Here is a 16,961-nt window from a genome sequence, read left to right on the forward strand (position 1 = left end):
GCCGCTGCGGATTCGAGACCGCCGTTCTCACCAGAGACCCGATCTCAAGGCTGTCGATGACCGAGTTCGAAACCTACGACCCCCACACCGCGATCGAGTCCGACCAGGACGCGAAGCGCGCCGCCCTGAGCTACGTCTCGGAGGCCTTCGCGGAAGGTTGCCTGGACGGGATCGACGGCGACTGCATGGCCCAGGCCGCCCTGTTCGCGGCCTTCCAGGAGCTGGTCCAGACCTACGGCGAGGAGGCCACCGCCCGCTACGCCGAGGGCTTCCCGGAGCGGATCCGCGGCGGCACCTACACGGTCCGCCCGCAAGGCCGGCATTGACCCTCGCCCGGCGAACGCGCGGGACCCGGAGGCGGGCCCTGCGCGTTCGCCGGGCATGACCGCCCACGATCCCGCCCCCGCCCGCACGGCCCGCCTCTGGCGCCCGCGCCGGGTCGTCGTCACCGCGGCGGCGCGGGAGCACGCCCACGGCCGGGCGATCATGGCCCGCGCCGAGGCGCTCGGGCTTCCCGTCGAGGCGTTGCCCGGCAACCGCCTCACCGGCCTGCGCCACCCGGACCCGCGCCGGGCCTACGTCGAGGCGAAGAACACCCTCGCGGTGGTAGTCGCGCCGCCGACCAAGCTGAAGCTGCAGCCGATCCCGCCGAGCGCCGACTGGCGCGTCGACCTCGCCGAGGGCTGCCCGGCGCATTGCCAGTACTGCTACCTCGCCGGCTCGCTCTCGGGGCCTCCGGTGACCCGGGTCTATGCCAACCTGCCCGAGATCCTGGACAACCTCGCGGCCTATGTCGGCCAGGGCGGCGTCACCTCGGCGAGCCCGGAGCGCGCGCACGAGGGCACGACCTTCGAGGCGTCCTGCTACACCGATCCCCTCGGCATCGAGCACCTGACCGGCTCGCTCTCGGCGGCGATCCGGCATTTCGGCGCCTGGGACGCACCGGTCTCTCTACGCGCCACCACCAAGTTCGCGGCGGTCGAGCCGCTGCTCGGCCTGGACCACCGCCGCCGCACCCGGCTGCGCTTCTCGGTCAACGCCGCGGCGGCGGCCCGCTACGAGGGCGGCACCGCTCCCTTGCGCGAGCGCTTCGCCGCGATGGGGGCGGTCGCCCGCGCCGGCTATCCGGTCGGGCTCACGGTCGCGCCGATTCTCCCCGTGCCGGACTGGCGCGCGGCCTATGCCGACCTGTTCGCCCAGGTCGCCGACGCCCTCGACGGCGTCGCCGACCTCGACCTCACCGCGGAACTCATCACCCACCGCTTCACCCCCGGCTCGAAGGAGGTGCTGACGGGCTGGTATCCGGGCTCCGACCTGCCGATGCGGGAGGACGAGCGCAGCCGCAAGCTCACCAAGTTCGGGTCGGTGAAGTACGTGTTCCCGGCCGAGCTGATGCGGGAGATGCGGCAGTGCCTGACGCGGGACCTGGCGGAGCGGCTGCCGGCGGCGCGGGTGCTGTACTGGACGTGATGCAGGTTCGGCCTGAACCATCATCGATGTAAAACCAGCGGCTCGCGATCGGTGTCCGTTCAAATTGGAACAACGGTCACGAGCTCTCAGTTCGCGTAGGTGAACACCCCGTCGCGCCAGACGTAGAGCACGTAGCCCGGCGCCGTCACGTCGCCCTTCTGGTCGAAGCCGACATTGCCGAGCACCAGGGTGAAGCGCTCCGAATGCAGGGTCTCGGCGATGGCCTTCGGGTCGGTGGACTTGGCGAAGTTGCCGGCCTCGACGAGGGCCTGGAGCGCGGCGTAGCCGTAGAGGGTGAAGCCGGCGGGGTCGATCCCGTCGGCCTGGAGCGCCTTCACGGCGGCCGCCGCCTCCGGCTTGCGGCGCAGGTCCGGGTTGAAGGTCATCAGCACGCCGTCGCTCGCCGGACCCGCCAGCGCCCCGAACTCCTTGGTGGCGATGCCGGAGGTGCCGAACCATTGCGGGCGATAGCCGGCCTCCGCGGCCTTGCGCACCAGCTTGCCCATCTCCTGGTAGTGGCCGCCGTAATAGACCACCTCGATCCCCGCCCCCTGGAGGCGCTTCACCAGCGCCGCGTCGTCGGTCTGACCTGGGACGATCGACGCGAACAGGGTCTCGTTCTGGCCGATCTTGTTCAGGTTGGCCTTGGTCGACTCGGCGAGGTTCCGCGACAAGGGCGTGTCGTCGTAGAGGATCGCGATCTTCTTGTCGCGGAAGCGCTCGGCCAGGATCGTGGCCGAGAGCCGGCCCTGGTCGTCCTCGCGGCCGGAGACCCGGAAGATGGTCGGCAGGCCGCGATCGGTCAGGCGCGCGGCGTTGGAGGCCGGGCTGATCATCACCGCGCCCGCCGCCGCGTAGACGTCGGAGGCCGCGAGCGAGGCGCTGGAGCAGACGTGGCCGATCACCAGCCGCACGCCCTGGCGCACGAAGCGCTCGGCCACCGCCACCGCCTGGCCGGGGTCGCAGGCATCGTCCTGCACGTCGAGCACGATCGGCTCTCCGGCAATGCCGCCGCGGGCGTTGGCGTCCCGCACGGCCGCCTGCACGCCCTGGAGCACCTGCTCGCCGATGCCGGCGATCGCGCCGGTGCGCGGCACCGCGACCCCGACGGTCACGTCGGCGCGGGCAGCACCCACCCCGGTCAGCAGCGCTCCGATCGCCAGCCACAGGGCGGCGACAGCCCTGGTGCGCGTCATCCCCGGCGCTCCCGCATCGTTCGAACCACTCCGTCCTCCGGCCTCGCTCGTCCGGCCGCTTAGCACGGCCGCCGCCCACTTGTCCGCACGGACCCGCGGGGGCGCCCGCTCTATCGGGTGAGGGCCCGCGGGGACGCAAGGGGCGCGCGGCGCGTCAGGGTGCTGCGGCGAGCATAGCACGGACGCCCCGGCTGGAACGCCCGTCCGGCGCCGGATATGGAAAGTTCCAGGGAGGATTTCGCGCGATGGCACATGATGACGGCATCCGGGTCGCGGTGCTCGACGACTACCAGGGCGTGGCCGCCGGCCTCGCCGATTGGGGCGGCCTCGGGCCCGAGGTGGCGGTGGAGTTCTTCTCCGAGCCGGTGCCGCGGGCCGACGCCGCCGCGCGGCTCGCGCCCTACGCGGTGCTGTGCCTGATGCGGGAGCGCATGCCGCTCGACGCCGAACTCATCGCGGCCCTGCCGAACCTGCGGCTCGTGGTGTTCACCGGCGGGCGCAACCCGTCGGTCGACGTCGCGGCGCTCTCCGCCCGCGGCATCACCGTCTGCAACACCCGCAATGGCGAGGGCGGCATCGCCACCGCCGAGCTCACGGTCGCGCTGATGCTGGCCTGCGCCCGCAACCTGCCGCGGGAATTCGCCAACATGGCCGGTGGGCGCTGGCAGGAGACGCTGGGCGAGGGCCTGGAGGGCAAGACCCTCGGGCTCCTCGGCCTCGGGCGCATCGGCGCCCGGGTCGCGGCGGTGGGCAAGGCGCTCGGGATGCGGGTGACGGCGTGGAGCCCGAACCTGACCCCTGAGCGGGCCGAGGCCGGCGGCGCCAGCCTCGTCACGCGCGAGGCCCTGTTCGCGGGAAGCGACGTCGTCAGCCTGCACATGGTGCTGGCGCCCGCGACCCGCGGCATCGTGGGCGAGGCCGAGATCGCCCGGATGCGAAAGGGCGCGATCCTGATCAACACCTCCCGCGGCCCGCTGATCGACGAGGCGGCGCTGGTGGCGGGCTTGCGCGAGGGCCGGATCCGCGCCGGGCTCGACGTGTTCGACCGGGAGCCCCTGCCCGCCGACCATCCCCTGCGCCGGCTGCCGAACGCGGTGCTGACGCCGCATCTCGGCTACGTCACGCAGAGCACGTTCCGGATGTTCTACGAGGACACCGTCGAGGCGATCGCCGCCTGGCGCCGGGGCGCGCCGGTGCGGGTGGTGACGGCCTGAACGCGACGGGGCGGGCGCCGCGGCGCCCGCCCCTCGCCCTTACCGCACGCCGGAATAGACCGCGGCGCCGGCCGTGACCGGCGCGGTGATGGTCGAGAACACGCCGAGCACCTTCTGGACCTCGGTGAAGGGCGCGTTCGAGACGTAGACGAGGTCGCGGTTGCGCATCCGGAACGCCTGCGAGACGAACAGGCTGTTGGGATCGCGCATGTTGATCCGGTAGACCACCGGCACGAAGTTCGAGGACAGGAGCGGGCTGCCCGGGCGCAGGCGGCGCACCACCGAGGCCGGCTCGAACCGGAAGATGAACACGCCGGCCGGGTCGGCCTGGAGGTCGGCGAGGCCGCGGGCCTTGGCGAGCGCCTGGGCGAGCGTGATGCCCTCGGCGGCGAACGGGATCTCGGCCTGGGCGCCGAGCGCGCCCACCGCCAGGAAGGTCTGGGGGTCGCGCACCAGCGTCAGGGTGTCGCCCGGGCGCAGGAAGATGTTCTCGCGCGGGTTCGAGACGATGGCGGTCAGCGGCACCGTCGCGGTGGTGGAGCCGCGCGACAGCCGCACGAAGGTCTCGGAGACCGGCGCGCGCACACCGCCGGCGGAGGCGACGACGTCGAGCAGCCGGTCGCCCTTGGTCGACAGCGGCAGGCGGGCGCCCGCCGTCACCTCGCCGGTCACCGTCACGGCGGTGCTGGTCGGCTGGACCACGGTGACGATCACCTGCGGCTCGATCGCCTTGCCGGCGAGCTCCTGCTCGATCTGGGTCTGCACGTCCTGGACGCGCTTGCCCGCCACCTGGATGCGACCGGCATACGGCACCGTGATGGCGCCGTCGCGCGTGACGACCTGGGGCGGGATGGTGGCCGATTTCGAGCCGGAGGAGAACCGGTCGATCGACAGGGAGCCGGAGAACAGGCCGCCGGTGCTGGCCTCGTAGATGGTCACCGCCACGGTGTCGCCGACGCCGATCACCGGCTCGACGGAGGGGCGGCGGTCGCCGAAGGAGGCGAGCAGGCTGTCGAGGGGCCGGCCGCGCAGGGCCTCGACCACGGCGGCGTTGACGTCGACGATCTCGTAGCGGGCGAGCAGGCCCTGGTCGGTGGCGACACCGGCGCCCGACTCGACCGCGCCGGCCGTCGGCCCGGCCGCCGGCAGGAAGTTGGAGCAGCCCGAGACCGCGAGCGCGGTGCAGAGGGCGATCGGGAGTGCGCGCATCAGCGAGAGTGCTCGTCCTTACCTTGAGAGTGGTCCCTAGCCTGAGTCGGGCCCCCTGTCCGTGGCCCCCGTGTCACAGTGCCTCCGGGAGCCCTCCCCCGGCGCCGCCTTCCCCGCTAGACACAGGGCAAAAGGGACCGGGCGCGGCCTTCGTCGTGTCGTGTAAGCACGACAAGGGTTACCAAATCGCGGCGCCAGGATGGCGTGGCGTGGATGACAGGCGGAAGGCTCGGCGCGGATGACAGGGCAGAGATGACCACACAGATCGGCTATACGCCGCCCGAGGCGGCCGCACAGGATCCAGGGCCGGTGCGGCGGCGCCACGTCGTCTACCTGCCGGGCTACGACCCGGATTCGGGCAAGCGCTACCGGGCGCTGTTCGCCCGCGAGTTCACCCGCTACGCCAAGCGCTTCGATATCGGAGGCAAGGCGATCACCCGGGCCGAGACCCGGCCCGACGGCCTGGTGCAGACCTGGACCGTGGAGGCCGGGCGGCCGGGCCGCGAGACCCGCACCACCTACGAGGTGCTCCTGTGGGACGACCTCGTGCGGGCGGATTTCCGCCGGCCGCTGATCGCCTCGATGGCGCTTTTAACCGTCGGCATCCTGCACAGCCTCGTGACGGGCAAGCTCTTCCGGCTCTACGGCCTGAACTGGAAGTACGGCAACGTCATCCTCTACCCCTTCGGCATGACGGTGATCTTAGGCGGGCTCGCGGCGCTCCTCGGCACCGGCGTCGCGCGGCTCCTCGCCGGCTGGCTGCCGGGCCTCGCCTCCGGCGCGCTCGGGGCGCTCGCCGGGATCGGCCTCGTTCTCGCCGCCACCCCGCTCCTCGACCGGATCTTCCTGCGCCAGCTCATCAACGACTGGGTGTTCAACTGGCAGCACAGCAACGGCTGGCGGTCCGACTACGAGGCGCGCCTGGCCCTGTTCGCCGACCACGTCGCGGGCGTCTGCCGGGCGCGCGAGGTCGACGAGGTGATGATCGTCGGCCATTCCTCGGGCGGCCTCACCGCCGCCGAGGTCGCCGCGCGGGTGCTGGAGCGGGACATTCCGGCGACGCCGCGCCTGTCGCTCCTGACCCTCGGAGCCGGGCTGCCCCTCGTCACCATCAACCCGCGGGCGCGCCGGGTGCGGGCCGACGTGATGCGCCTCGTCGCGAGCGCGCGGCTGGTCTGGACCGACTACCAGGCGCCGCAGGACTGGATGAACTTCCCGGGCTTCAACCCCGCCCGCGACCTCGGCGAGGCGCCGAAGGGCCCGGTGCGCAACCCGCTGATCCGCTCGACGAAGTTCCGCGAGATCATCGTCCCGGACGTCTATCGGCGGATCTCGTTCCGGCCGTTCCGGATGCACTTCCAGTTCCTGATGGCCAACGACCTGCCGGGCGAGTACGACTTCTTCGCCCTGACGCTCGGGCCGCAAGGTCTGCGCGAGCGGGTGCTGCATCCCGAGATCGTCCCGCTACGGCCCGAGGCCGCCCCCGAGCCGGTGCCGGTGCACAGAGAGATCTGAGTGCCGAAATCTGATGCCGAGATCCGAGCGCGTGAGATCTGAGGAGGCTGCCGCTTGTCCATTTCCCTCGTGGTCACCGACGTCGACGGGACCCTCGTCACCGGCGACAAGCGGCTGACCGAGCGGGCAATCCGCGCCGTCGACGCCCTGCGCGAGCGCGGCATCGCCTTCACGCTGGCCTCGAGCCGCCCGCCGGTCGGCCTGCGCCCCCTCATCGCGCCGCTCGGGCTGACCCTGCCGATGGGCGCCTTCAACGGCTCGACGGTGGTGCGGCCCGACCTCTCGCTCGTCGACGAGACGCTGATCCCCGAGGATGCCGCGCGAACGGCCGCCTCACGCCTGTCCGCGGCGGGGGTCGACCTCTGGGTCTTCTCCGAGGGCGCGTGGCTCCTCACCGACCCGGACGGCCCCTACACCGACCTCGAGCGCCGCACCCTCCAGGCCGATCCCAGGGTGGTCGACGACCTCGCGCCGCATCTCGCCCGCGCGGCGAAGCTCGTCGGCGTCTCCCGCGACCACGCCCTCCTCGCCGCCCTCGAACCAAGTCTGGCGGAGGAGATCGGCGACGGCGCGGCGGTCCACCGCTCGCAGGCCTACTACCTCGACGTCACCCCGCCCCACGTCGACAAGGGCCACTTCGTGGCACGGATCGCCGGGGAGCTGGGCATGCCCCTCGCCGAGGTGGCGGTGCTCGGCGACATGGCGAACGACACCGCGATGTTCGCCCGCGCCGGCCTGTCGATCGCCATGGGGAATGCCAGCGAGGCGGTGAAGCGGGCGGCGAGCGAGGTGACGGCGACGAACGAGGCGGAGGGGTTCGCGGAGGCGATCGAGCGGTTCGTGCTGCGGTGATGCGGTGATGCGTCGTCCACGGCAGCTCAGCCGTGAGACATCGTGTTCTCCATTACCCCCGGCTCATCCCCTCCACCACCTCATCTTGAGGTGGTGGAGGGGATAGATTTACATCCCGTGGTCAGGCGCCACGCCTGGCCGGGCGCCTAGCTCGCCAGCGCCGCATCCACCTCCCGCCCGCGTCCCAACCCCCGCATCAGCTCGACGAGGTGCGGCCGCACCCGCAGCTGTTCGGCGTGGAGCCGGCGCACCGCCTCGTTCAGGCTGCCGTCGTAGCCCAGCGCCTCGTCCGCGAAGGCGATCAGGCGGGCGTTGGGCCAGGCCTTCTCGCGCAAGTCGTGGACCTTGGTGACGACCGCCTGCGCGTCGAGGTCCGGGTGGGCCTGGCCGAGCAGCATCGTCATCGCGGCGGTGGAGCGGGAGATGCCGGCGTGGCAGTGGATCAGGAGGTGCGTCTTGCGCCGCGCGGTCTCGGCGGCGAGTTCCTCGCCGAAGCGCAGGATCGCCTCGACGTCCCGGCGCTCGGGCAGGACCTGACCCTCCGTCGGCTCGATGATGTCGTGGAAGCGCAAGGTGGTGCGGTGATGCGCGTCGTAGCCGCCGAAGGCCTCGGGCTCGGGCCAGGCCGGGTCGAGGATCGACAGCACGTGGGTGACGCCGCGGGTCGAGTGGTGGCCCAGCTCCTCCAGGCCGCAGACCGTGTGCAGGGAGATCGGTTCGGGCTTCACGGTCGGGTCGCGCTCCGGCGGGCGGCGGGGATCCCGCCGCGGGATGTTTTCGGGTTAGCACAGGGCCGCAGCCGGCACGAGATCCATGATCCCGCACGGGGTCTTCCCGTGCGGCAGGCGTACCGGCCCCGGTGCCCTTTCGCGCAAAGCGCGCTACCTGTGATCCGCAAGGCAGGCATCTTGCGCCGATCGAGGAGAGCATGAAGCGTCGCGACATCCTGACGGCCGGCATCGGCCTCGCCGGCAGCGCCGCCGTGGCGGCCCCGGCCGTGGCGCAGGGCGCGCCCGAGCTGCGCTGGCGCCTGCACTCGGCCTTCCCGCGCAACCTCGACGCCCTCTACGGCGCCGCCGAGCTGTTCGCCCGCCTCGTCGCCGAGGCGACGGACAACCGCTTCCAGATCGAGGTCGCGGCGGCGCCCGGGGGCGAGTCGCCGGCACTGCTCGATTCGGTTGGGGCCGGCACCGTGGAGATGGCCTACTCGGCGGCCTATTACGAGGTCGGCCGCGACCCGACCTTCGCCCTCGCCACAGCCATCCCCTTCGGCCTCAACGCCCGCCAGCAGAACGCCTGGATGCTCCAGGGCGGGGCGCTCGACCTGTTCAACGAGATCTTTGCAAAGAGCAAGCTCTACGCCCTCCCCGGCGGCAATACCGGCACCCAGATGGGCGGCTGGTTCCGGCGCGAGGTGAAGACGACTGCCGACCTGCAGGGCCTGCGCTTCCGCATCGCCGGCCTCGGCGCGCAGGTGCTCTCCCGGCTCGGCGTCGCCACCCAGACGACGCCGGGCGCCGACCTCTACGCCGCCCTCGAAGGAAAGACCCTCGACGCCGCAGAGTGGATCGGCCCCTACGACGACGAGAAGCTCGGCCTCAACAAGGTGGCGCCGTTCTACTATTATCCGGGCTTCTGGGAGGGCGGCGCTATGCTGCACTTCTGGTTCAACGCCCAGAAATGGGCCGAACTGCCGAAGGCCTACCGGGCGATCGCGCAAGGCGCGGCGGCGAGCGTCAACGGCGACCTCCAGGCCAAGTACGACGCGCGCAACCCGGCCGCCCTGCGCCGGCTCGTCGGCGGCGGCGCGCAGCTGCGCCCCTTCCCGCAGGAGGTGATGGAGGCCGCCCTCAAGGCGGCGAACGACCTCTACGCCGAGCTCGGCGCCAAGAACCCGGACTTCAAGCGCATCTACGACGCACTGAAGACCTTTCGCAATGAGGAATACCTCTGGTTCCAGGTTGCCGAGTACACCTACGACAACTTCATGATCCGGGCGCGGGCGCGGGGCTGATCCGCGCGCTGCCTGAGCAGGTGTCGCAGAGCTGGCCGGTTCTGCGACATCTGCGACGGACCCGTGATCCGAGCGGACGCGGCGTCGGCCCGCCGACGCAAGTCCGCCGGGGAGGCACCTACTCGGCGGCCTCCTCGCCTGGCAGGGTGCCGCGCCCTTCCTCGCGCATCAGCGCCCGCACCACGCTCGGCACCGCCTCCAGCGCGCCGGCGAGCGTCTCGTCGGCCACGAACAAGCTCTTGATCTCCGGGCTGGTGATGCAGACGAGGCCTTCGCCGCTCTCCTCGACCCGCAAAGTGAATTGCCGCATCGCTCGACCGCTCCCTCACGCTCGGCTCCGATCGCCCTACGATGCACGAGGCGGGCCAGCGCACGGGGGGACAACGCGGAGCGCGGCCATAAGCTCCACCGGATGCGCGGGCGGGACCGGTCGGATCCCCGGCACGAGAGATGAGCCCAAGAAAAAAGGCCACCTTTTCAGGCGGCCCGAAGTCTAGGGAGGAAACGCCCAAGGAGGGCAGCGGGAGCGCGACGCCATCGCGCTCCCGCACCGCAACAACTTAAATGTGCCCTGCCGGATGGCAAGGCGCGATTATCGGCAGCGCTGCCGCTTTGGCGGGCAGCATCGTCCGGCCGCTGGACCAAGCCCCGCCACGGCCTAGTTTCCCACGCCTGACGGGGGGCGCGGGCGATGGCGATTCAGGCGGGGCGGATCCGGGTTCTGAAGGACGAGGCGCCGCGGGACGGCGCCTACGTGCTCTACCTGATGCAGCAGGGCATGCGCAGCCGCGACAACCCGGCGCTGGAATACGCCGTGGAGGAGGCCAACCGCCTAGGCCTTCCGGTGGTGGCGGGGTTCGGCCTGCTCGACGGCGGCGCCCACTTCCCCGAGGCCAATGCCCGCCACTATGCCTTCCTGCTCCAAGGGCTCTGCGACGCCAAGGCGGGCCTGGAGCGCCGCGGCATCGCCTTCGTGCTGCGCCGCGCCACCCCAGCCAAGGCCGCCCTGACCCTGGGCAAAAAGGCCGCGATGCTGATCCTCGACCGCGGCTACCTAACGATCCAGAAAAGCTGGTACGCTGAAATCGAGAAGAACTTCGACGGCCGCCTGATCCAGGTCGAGGGCGACGTCGTGGTGCCGGTCGATGTCGCGTCGAACAAGCACGAATTCGCCGCCCGGACGCTACGGCCGAAGCTGCACCGGACCTGGGAGCCCTATCTCGCACCGTTGCGGGTGCGGAAGGTCAAGCACCCGGCCAACGACCTGCATCTGAAGAGCGACATCGATGTCTCGGATCCCGACGCGGCGCTCGCCGCGATGACCCTCGACCGGGACGTGCCGCCGGTGCGGCGCTTCCGCGGCGGCGAGACGGAAGCCTATCGCCGGTTAGAGGCCTACCTCGCCGGGCCGTTCGCCGAATACGGCACGGTGCGCAACCGGCCGGAAGCCGGGGCGGCCTCGCATCTGAGCCCCTACCTGCATTTCGGCCAGATCTCGCCGGTGGCGGCCGCCCTCAAGGTGCAGGCGGCGAAGACCGGCGGGCCGGAGGACCGGGCGGCATTCCTGGAGGAGCTGATCGTCCGGCGCGAACTGGCGATGAACCACGTCCACACCAATCCGGGCTACGACAGGTACGAGACGGCGCTGCCGGACTGGTCCCGCAAAGCGCTGGCCGAGCACGCCGGCGACCCCCGCCCGCACCTCTACGACGAGGCGGCCCTGGCGGAGGGGCGGACCCACGACGAGTACTGGAACGCCGCGATGCGCGAGATGCGCGTCACCGGCTACATGCACAACCACCTGCGCATGTACTGGGGCAAGAAGATCCTCGAATGGTCGCCCTCGCCGGAACAGGCCTTCGCGGTGACCCTAGCGCTCAACAACCGCTACTTCCTCGACGGGCGCGATCCGAATTCCTTCACCAACGTCGCCTGGCTGTTCGGCCTGCACGACCGGCCGTGGGGCCGGCGCAAGGTGTTCGGCACCGTGCGCTATCTCGGTCAGAACACCCTGAAGAAATTCGACGCCAAGGCCTACCTGGCGGCGGTGGACGAGCTGTGCGCGGCGGAGGAGGCGTGAGGCGGGCGGCGTCCGGATCGCGTGTCAGGCCGCCGCCCGCCGCTCCGGATACAGCCCGAGCAACCCCTCCGGCGTCGCCTGCGCGACGCCGCGCTCGGTGATGATCCCGGTGACGAGGCGCGCCGGCGTCACGTCGAAGGCGGGGTTCGCCACCGGGCTGCCGGGCGAGACCACCGCCACGGTGGCGAAGGCGCCGTCATCGGTGCGGCCGGTCAGGTGCGTCACCTCGCGGGCGTCGCGCTCCTCGATCGGGATGCCGGCGACGCCGTCGGTCAGCGTCCAGTCGATGGTCGAGAACGGCAGCGCGGCGTAGAACGGCACGCCGCAATCGCGGGCGGCGAGTGCCTTCAGGTAGGTGCCGATCTTGTTGCAGACGTCGCCGGTCGAGGTGGTGCGGTCCGAGCCGACGATGCAGAGATCGACCTGTCCGTGCTGCATCAGGTGGCCGCCGGCATTGTCGGCGATGACGGTGTGCGGCACGCCGTGGGCGTTGAGCTCGTAGGCGGTGAGCGCCGCGCCCTGGTTGCGCGGCCGGGTCTCGTCGACCCAGACGTGGACGGGCAGGCCGGCATCGTGCGCGACGTAGATCGGCGCGAGCGCCGTGCCCCAGTCGACGGTGGCGAGCCAGCCGGCGTTGCAATGGGTGAGCACGTTGACCGGCCCTGGCTTGCGACGGGCGATGTCCGCGATCAGCGCCGCGCCGTGCTCGCCGATCGCCCGGCAGCTCGCCACGTCCTCGTCGGCGATGCGGGCGGCCTCCGCGAAGGCCGCGGCCTCGCGCTCAGGCAGCGAGAGAGGCTGGAGCAGCGCCGCCACCCGGTCGAGGGCCCAGGCCAGGTTGATCGCCGTCGGCCGCGTCGCGGCGAGACGCGCCCGCGCTCCGTCGAGATTGCGGTCGGAGGGGTCTTCCCGCATCGCCAGCGCCAGCCCGTAGGCGGCCGTGGCGCCGATGAGCGGCGCGCCGCGCACGATCATCGTGCGGATCGCGACGGCCGCCTCCGCCTCGCTCCTCAGCGTCTTCGTCTCGAAGGCGAAGGGCAGGCGGGTCTGGTCGATGACGCAGATCCCCTCGCCGTCGGGCGCGGGGAAGATGGTGCGGTAGTGGCGGCCGTCGATCTTCATGGGCGGGGTTCTAGCACGAAAGGCGTGGAGCGGGAGACCGGCGGGCGGGGCTCAGCGCGTGCAGGCCGCGCAGTCAAGCAGCCTCGTCCGTGCCGTTTCCCGGTCGGAGCTGCCGCCCGACGACCTCGCGAGTTCACCCAGAGCAGTGCTGTAACGCTGGATGACCTCGCGTGCGACCACGTCGATCCCCGTTGCCACCGAACGCAGCTGCGTCACATCGTGTTCGGCTGTTCGGGCGAGCCGACCAAGCAGAAGGCGCGTCCCGCATGCTGCCGAGGACGCGAGCCGGGATGGTTCAGGCATGCTTGAGCACTTCATGATCGCCTTGCAATCGCGAAGCTCTCAAGGTCTTTGATTGTGACGCATTTTCTACGACGAACCGGTATCCACTTCGTCGGAAAATGCTCTAGAGTCCGATCAGGATCAGGGGATCGCCATGAAGGCCATGGTACTGCCCGATGGAAGCCTCAGCCTTCCTGCGACCTTGCGTGAGAGGCATGGACTCGCGCGCGGCGGAGAGGTGTTGGTCGAGGATACCGGCGACGCGATCGTGCTGCGCACGCTCGACCAGGCCGTCGCCCAGGCGCAGGCGATCAGCCGCCGTCTCGTCGCAGGCCAGGCCGGTGCCTCGGTCGACGATTTCCTCGCGGCGCGCGCCGACGACACTGGGGCCGAATGAGCGGCTTCGTTCTGGACGCTTCGGCCCTGCTCGCGCTGTTGCTCGACGAGCCGGGCGCGGACCGCGTCAAGGCTGTCATCGACGACTCCGCCATGAGTGCGGTGAACTGGGCGGAAGTCGTCAGCCACTATGCCAAGCTCGGTGCGGCACGCGCCGAGATCGAGGCGATGCTGCGGCCGCTTCCGATCAGGGTCGTGCCGGCCGATGCCGACCTGTCCGTCTCCGCCGGCATGCTGCGGCCGCTCACCGTGCGTCTCGGCTTGTCACTGGGCGACCGCTACTGCCTGGCCCTGGCCAGACGGAATGCCGCAACCGCACTGACCGCCGAGCGGCGCTGGGGCGACATCGCAGCGGTCGCAAGCGTCGCGGTTGAATCCATTCGGTGAAACGGGCGGGAGGCCGATCCGCCTCCCACCCCGCTCCCGCTCAGAACCGCACCGCTCGGGCCCGCTTCACCTGCGGGATCGCCTCGATCGCCCCGAGCAGGTCGGGCGAGACCGGCTCGTCGACGGCGGCAAAGCAGATCGCGTCGCCGCCGGGGCGGTCGCGGCCGAGGTGGAAGGTGGCGACGTTGACGCCGGCCTCGCCCATCAGCGTGCCGAAGCGGCCGATGAAGCCGGGCTGGTCGGCGTTGCGGATGTAGAGCATGTGGGGGGCCACCGCGGCCTCGAGCGCGATGCCGCGGATCTCGACGAAGCGCGGGCGGCCGTCGCCGAACACCGTGCCGGCGGCGTCGCGCGGCATGTCCTCGGCCTCGACCGTGACGTGCAGGCGCGAGGCGTAGGGCCCTTCCACCGTGGTGCGGGTCGCGGTCTCGACCTGGATGCCGCGGGCACGCGCCACCTCCATCGCCGAGACCATGTTGACGCCCTCCAGGAACGGCCTGAGCGCGCCGGTCACCGCCGCGGCGGTCAGCGCCCGGGTGTTCAGCTCCGCCGCCTCGCCCTCGTAGACGAGGCGGATGCCGCGGATCGGCGCCTCGGTGAGCTGGCCGAGGAACGAGCCCAGCTGCTCGGCGAGCGTCACGTAGGGCCGCAGCCGCGGCGCCTCCTCGGCGGAGATCGACGGGAAGTTGACCGCGTTGCGGATCGCGCCGTGCAGCAGGTAATCGGCCATCTGCTCGGCGACCTGGAGCGCCACGTTCTCCTGCGCCTCGGTGGTCGAGGCGCCGAGATGCGGCGTGCAGACCATGTTGGGATGACCGAACAGCACGTTGTCCTTGGCCGGCTCCTCGGTGAACACGTCGAAGGCCGCGCCCGCGACGTGGCCAGAATCGAGGGCCGCCCGCAACGCCACCTCGTCGACGAGGCCGCCGCGGGCGCAATTGACGATGCGCACCCCGGGCTTTACGCGCGCCAGCGCCTCCGCCGAGAGGATGTTGCGGGTCTTGTCGGTCAGCGGCACGTGCAGGGTGATGACGTCGGCCCGCCGCAACAGCTCGTCGAGCTCCACCTTCTCGACGCCGAGCGCCACGGCGCGCTCCGGGGTCAGGAACGGGTCGTAGGCGATCACCCGCATGCGCAGGCCGATGCCGCGGTCGGCGACGATCGCCCCGATATTGCCGCACCCGATCACGCCGAGGGTCTTGGCGGTGAGCTCGATGCCGAGGAAGCGGTTCTTCTCCCAGCGCCCTCCTTGCGTCGAGGCGTCGGCCTGAGGGATCTGGCGGGCGAGCGACAGCATCAGCGCGATGGCGTGCTCGGCCGTGGTGACCGCGTTGCCGTGCGGCGTGTTCATCACGATCACGCCGCGGGAGGTCGCGGCCGGCACGTCGATCGTGTCGACGCCGATGCCGGCGCGCCCGATCACCGTGAGGTTCTTCGCGCGCTCCAGCAGGGCGGCCGAGACCTTCGTGGTCGAGCGGACGGCGAGGCCGTCGTAGTCGGCGATGGCCGCGGCGAGCGCCTCCTTGTCCTTGCCGAGCTCCGGGCGGAGATCGGCCTGGATCCCGCGCTCGCGGAAGATCGCGACGGCGGCGGGCGAGAGGGTGTCGGAGATCAGGACTTTTTTGGGTGTGGTGGGCATGGCGGCCTCGAATGGGGTCGCGCCATCGCCTCGCGTAGAGGAGCGGGTCGGCCGGGGGCTCGCGAGTCACACCGGTTCGCGCGCATACCGCCTCTCCCCGCCGGGCGGGGAGAGGGCTGTGCCCCCTCGTCGGGGGCACAGCGAGGCGTCAGCCGAGGGTGAGGGGGTATCTCCGGATGGGTCTCACTCGTCGAGCCCCCCTCACCCTCGCTCCGGCTGCGCCTGCGCTAGCTCCGTCGACAACAAGGTCGCCGGAGCCCTCTCCCCGCCCGCGGGGAGAGGAGAAACCCGCGCCTTATCCGCCAAGTGTGATTGTCGCGGCTCGCCCCGCCGACGCCGGCTCCCGCTCATGCGGGGCTCCGGCGCCGAATTGCGACGATGGCGGTGTCAGGCCGCCTTCGTCAGGCGGGCCTTCTCCTGGGCGAAGGCCCAGTCGAGCCACGGCGTCAGGGCCTCGAGATCCGAGGCCTCGATGGTGGCGCCGCACCAGATCCGCAGGCCCGGAGGCGCGTCGCGGTACGCGCCGATGTCGAAGGCGACGCCCTCGCGCTCGAGGCTGGTGGCGATGCCCTTGGCGACCGCCGCCACCGCGTCGGGGCCGCGCCCGACCACGTCGGGGTCGCTCACCACCAGGCAGACGCTGGTGTTGGAGGCGGTCTTCGGATCCTCGGCGAGGTTCGCGATCCAGGGGGTACGAGCCACCCAGTCGGCGATCACGCCGGCATTGCGGTCGGCGCGCGCCCGCAGGGCCGGCAATCCGCCGAGCGTCTCGGCCCAGAGCAGCGCGTCGATGTAGTCCTCGACCGCCAGCATCGAGGGCGTGTTGATGGTCTCGCCCTGGAAGATGCCCTCGATCAGCTTGCCGCCCTTGGTCATGCGGAAGATCTTCGGCATCGGCCAGGCCGGGACGTGGCTCTCCAGCCGCGCGACGGCGCGGGGCGAGAGGATCAGCATGCCGTGCGCCGCCTCGCCGCCGAGCACCTTCTGCCAGGAGAAGGTCACGACATCGAGCTTGGCCCAGTCGAGATCCTGCGCGAAGGCCGCCGAGGTGGCGTCGCAGATCGTCAGCCCCTCGCGGTCGGCGGCGATCCAGTCGGCATCCGGCACGCGCACGCCCGAGGTGGTGCCGTTCCAGGTGAACACCACGTCGCGGGTGCGGGTGTCGACGGTCGAGAGGTCGGGCAGGCGGCCGTAGGGCGCCTTGATGACGCGGGCGTCGAGCTTGAGCTGCTTAATCGCGTCGGTGACCCAGGTCTCGCCGAAGGATTCCCAGGCCAGCATGTCGACCGGGCGGGCGCCGAGCAGCGACCACATCGCCATCTCGACGGCGCCGGTGTCGGAAGCCGGCACGATGCCGATGCGGTAATCCGCCGGGACCTGGAGCACCGTGCGGGTGAGGTCGATGGCCTGCTTGAGCTTGGCCTTGCCGAGCTTGGCCCGGTGCGAGCGCCCGAGCGCCGCGTCGGAGAGGGCGTTGAGCGTCCAGCCGGGGCGCTTGGCGCAGGGTCCGGACGAGAAGAAGGGCGCGCGCGGGCGCGCCGCGGGGCGGGTCGTCGTCATGCTGGTGTCCATCCTTCCAGATGGG

General features: G+C 71.4%; 16 protein-coding genes. 9 read left to right on the plus strand and 7 right to left on the minus strand.

From position 1 onward, the window contains the following. The first annotated feature begins 56 nt into the window (after positions 1–56). Together ACS5PV_RS07810 and ACS5PV_RS07815 are read left to right on the plus strand one after the other, a co-directional pair. Complete coding sequence (locus tag ACS5PV_RS07810) at positions 57–326, plus strand: hypothetical protein (RefSeq protein ID WP_455394767.1); 270 nt, start codon at positions 57–59, stop codon at positions 324–326. 55 nt (positions 327–381) lie between these two features. Then, positions 382–1,470 (plus strand): spore photoproduct lyase family protein, encoded by a 1,089-nt coding sequence (locus ACS5PV_RS07815; RefSeq protein WP_455394768.1) that lies wholly within the window; start codon positions 382–384, stop codon positions 1,468–1,470. Between the two features lie 86 nt (positions 1,471–1,556). On the opposite strand, the gene ACS5PV_RS07820 is transcribed toward ACS5PV_RS07815, so the two are convergent. Next, positions 1,557–2,666 carry a branched-chain amino acid ABC transporter substrate-binding protein gene (locus ACS5PV_RS07820; protein WP_455394769.1) on the minus strand — a complete coding sequence of 370 codons (1,110 nt, stop codon included), beginning with the start codon at positions 2,664–2,666 and terminating at the stop codon, positions 1,557–1,559. Between the two features lie 245 nt (positions 2,667–2,911). Here ACS5PV_RS07820 and ACS5PV_RS07825 point away from each other — a divergent pair, with 245 nt between their 5' ends. Further along, positions 2,912–3,880, plus strand: coding sequence for a D-2-hydroxyacid dehydrogenase family protein (locus ACS5PV_RS07825; RefSeq protein ID WP_455394770.1), 969 nt, complete (start codon positions 2,912–2,914; stop codon positions 3,878–3,880). A gap of 39 nt (positions 3,881–3,919) precedes the next feature. Here the strand turns inward: ACS5PV_RS07825 and ACS5PV_RS07830 are convergent, their stop codons facing one another. Beyond that, entirely contained in the window at positions 3,920–5,089 is a 1,170-nt protein-coding gene (locus ACS5PV_RS07830) for a polysaccharide biosynthesis/export family protein (RefSeq protein WP_455394771.1), read from the minus strand. A 252-nt stretch (positions 5,090–5,341) separates the two neighbouring features. Here ACS5PV_RS07830 and ACS5PV_RS07835 point away from each other — a divergent pair, with 252 nt between their 5' ends. Both ACS5PV_RS07835 and ACS5PV_RS07840 read left to right on the plus strand, forming a co-directional pair. Beyond that, complete coding sequence (locus ACS5PV_RS07835) at positions 5,342–6,604, plus strand: alpha/beta fold hydrolase (protein WP_455394772.1); 1,263 nt, start codon at positions 5,342–5,344, stop codon at positions 6,602–6,604. A gap of 54 nt (positions 6,605–6,658) precedes the next feature. After that, the gene (locus ACS5PV_RS07840) at positions 6,659–7,456 is read left to right on the plus strand and encodes a Cof-type HAD-IIB family hydrolase (protein ID WP_455394773.1); all 798 of its coding nucleotides are present in this window, start codon (positions 6,659–6,661) and stop codon (positions 7,454–7,456) included. Between the two features lie 146 nt (positions 7,457–7,602). Here ACS5PV_RS07840 and ACS5PV_RS07845 read toward each other — a convergent pair whose 3' ends face one another. Then, positions 7,603–8,184 (minus strand): tyrosine phosphatase family protein, encoded by a 582-nt coding sequence (locus ACS5PV_RS07845; protein ID WP_455394774.1) that lies wholly within the window; start codon positions 8,182–8,184, stop codon positions 7,603–7,605. A 200-nt stretch (positions 8,185–8,384) separates the two neighbouring features. Here ACS5PV_RS07845 and ACS5PV_RS07850 point away from each other — a divergent pair, with 200 nt between their 5' ends. Then, complete coding sequence (locus ACS5PV_RS07850) at positions 8,385–9,470, plus strand: TRAP transporter substrate-binding protein (protein ID WP_455394775.1); 1,086 nt, start codon at positions 8,385–8,387, stop codon at positions 9,468–9,470. A gap of 118 nt (positions 9,471–9,588) precedes the next feature. Here ACS5PV_RS07850 and ACS5PV_RS07855 read toward each other — a convergent pair whose 3' ends face one another. After that, the gene (locus tag ACS5PV_RS07855) at positions 9,589–9,780 is read right to left on the minus strand and encodes a hypothetical protein (protein ID WP_048429329.1); all 192 of its coding nucleotides are present in this window, start codon (positions 9,778–9,780) and stop codon (positions 9,589–9,591) included. 381 nt (positions 9,781–10,161) lie between these two features. Between ACS5PV_RS07855 and ACS5PV_RS07860 the strand changes: the two genes are divergently transcribed. Further along, the gene (locus ACS5PV_RS07860; protein WP_455394776.1) at positions 10,162–11,550 is read left to right on the plus strand and encodes a deoxyribodipyrimidine photo-lyase; all 1,389 of its coding nucleotides are present in this window, start codon (positions 10,162–10,164) and stop codon (positions 11,548–11,550) included. Positions 11,551–11,574: 24 nt separating this feature from the next. Here ACS5PV_RS07860 and mtnA read toward each other — a convergent pair whose 3' ends face one another. Further along, the gene (gene mtnA, locus ACS5PV_RS07865; protein ID WP_455394777.1) at positions 11,575–12,672 is read right to left on the minus strand and encodes an S-methyl-5-thioribose-1-phosphate isomerase; all 1,098 of its coding nucleotides are present in this window, start codon (positions 12,670–12,672) and stop codon (positions 11,575–11,577) included. A 523-nt stretch (positions 12,673–13,195) separates the two neighbouring features. Here mtnA and ACS5PV_RS07870 point away from each other — a divergent pair. Beyond that, positions 13,196–13,351, plus strand: coding sequence for a hypothetical protein (locus ACS5PV_RS07870; RefSeq protein WP_455394778.1), 156 nt, complete (start codon positions 13,196–13,198; stop codon positions 13,349–13,351). After that, complete coding sequence (locus ACS5PV_RS07875) at positions 13,348–13,737, plus strand: type II toxin-antitoxin system VapC family toxin (RefSeq protein ID WP_455394779.1); 390 nt, start codon at positions 13,348–13,350, stop codon at positions 13,735–13,737. The genes ACS5PV_RS07870 and ACS5PV_RS07875 overlap by 4 nt, the downstream gene beginning before the upstream one ends. A gap of 40 nt (positions 13,738–13,777) precedes the next feature. On the opposite strand, the gene serA is transcribed toward ACS5PV_RS07875, so the two are convergent. Beyond that, positions 13,778–15,376 (minus strand): phosphoglycerate dehydrogenase, encoded by a 1,599-nt coding sequence (gene serA / locus ACS5PV_RS07880; RefSeq protein ID WP_455394780.1) that lies wholly within the window; start codon positions 15,374–15,376, stop codon positions 13,778–13,780. A gap of 387 nt (positions 15,377–15,763) precedes the next feature. Further along, positions 15,764–16,936, minus strand: a complete 1,173-nt coding sequence (locus ACS5PV_RS07885) for a phosphoserine transaminase (protein WP_455394781.1) — start codon at positions 16,934–16,936, stop codon at positions 15,764–15,766. Between the last annotated feature and the right edge of the window lie 25 nt (positions 16,937–16,961).

It is taken from the genome of Methylobacterium sp. Gmos1, assembly GCF_053764715.1.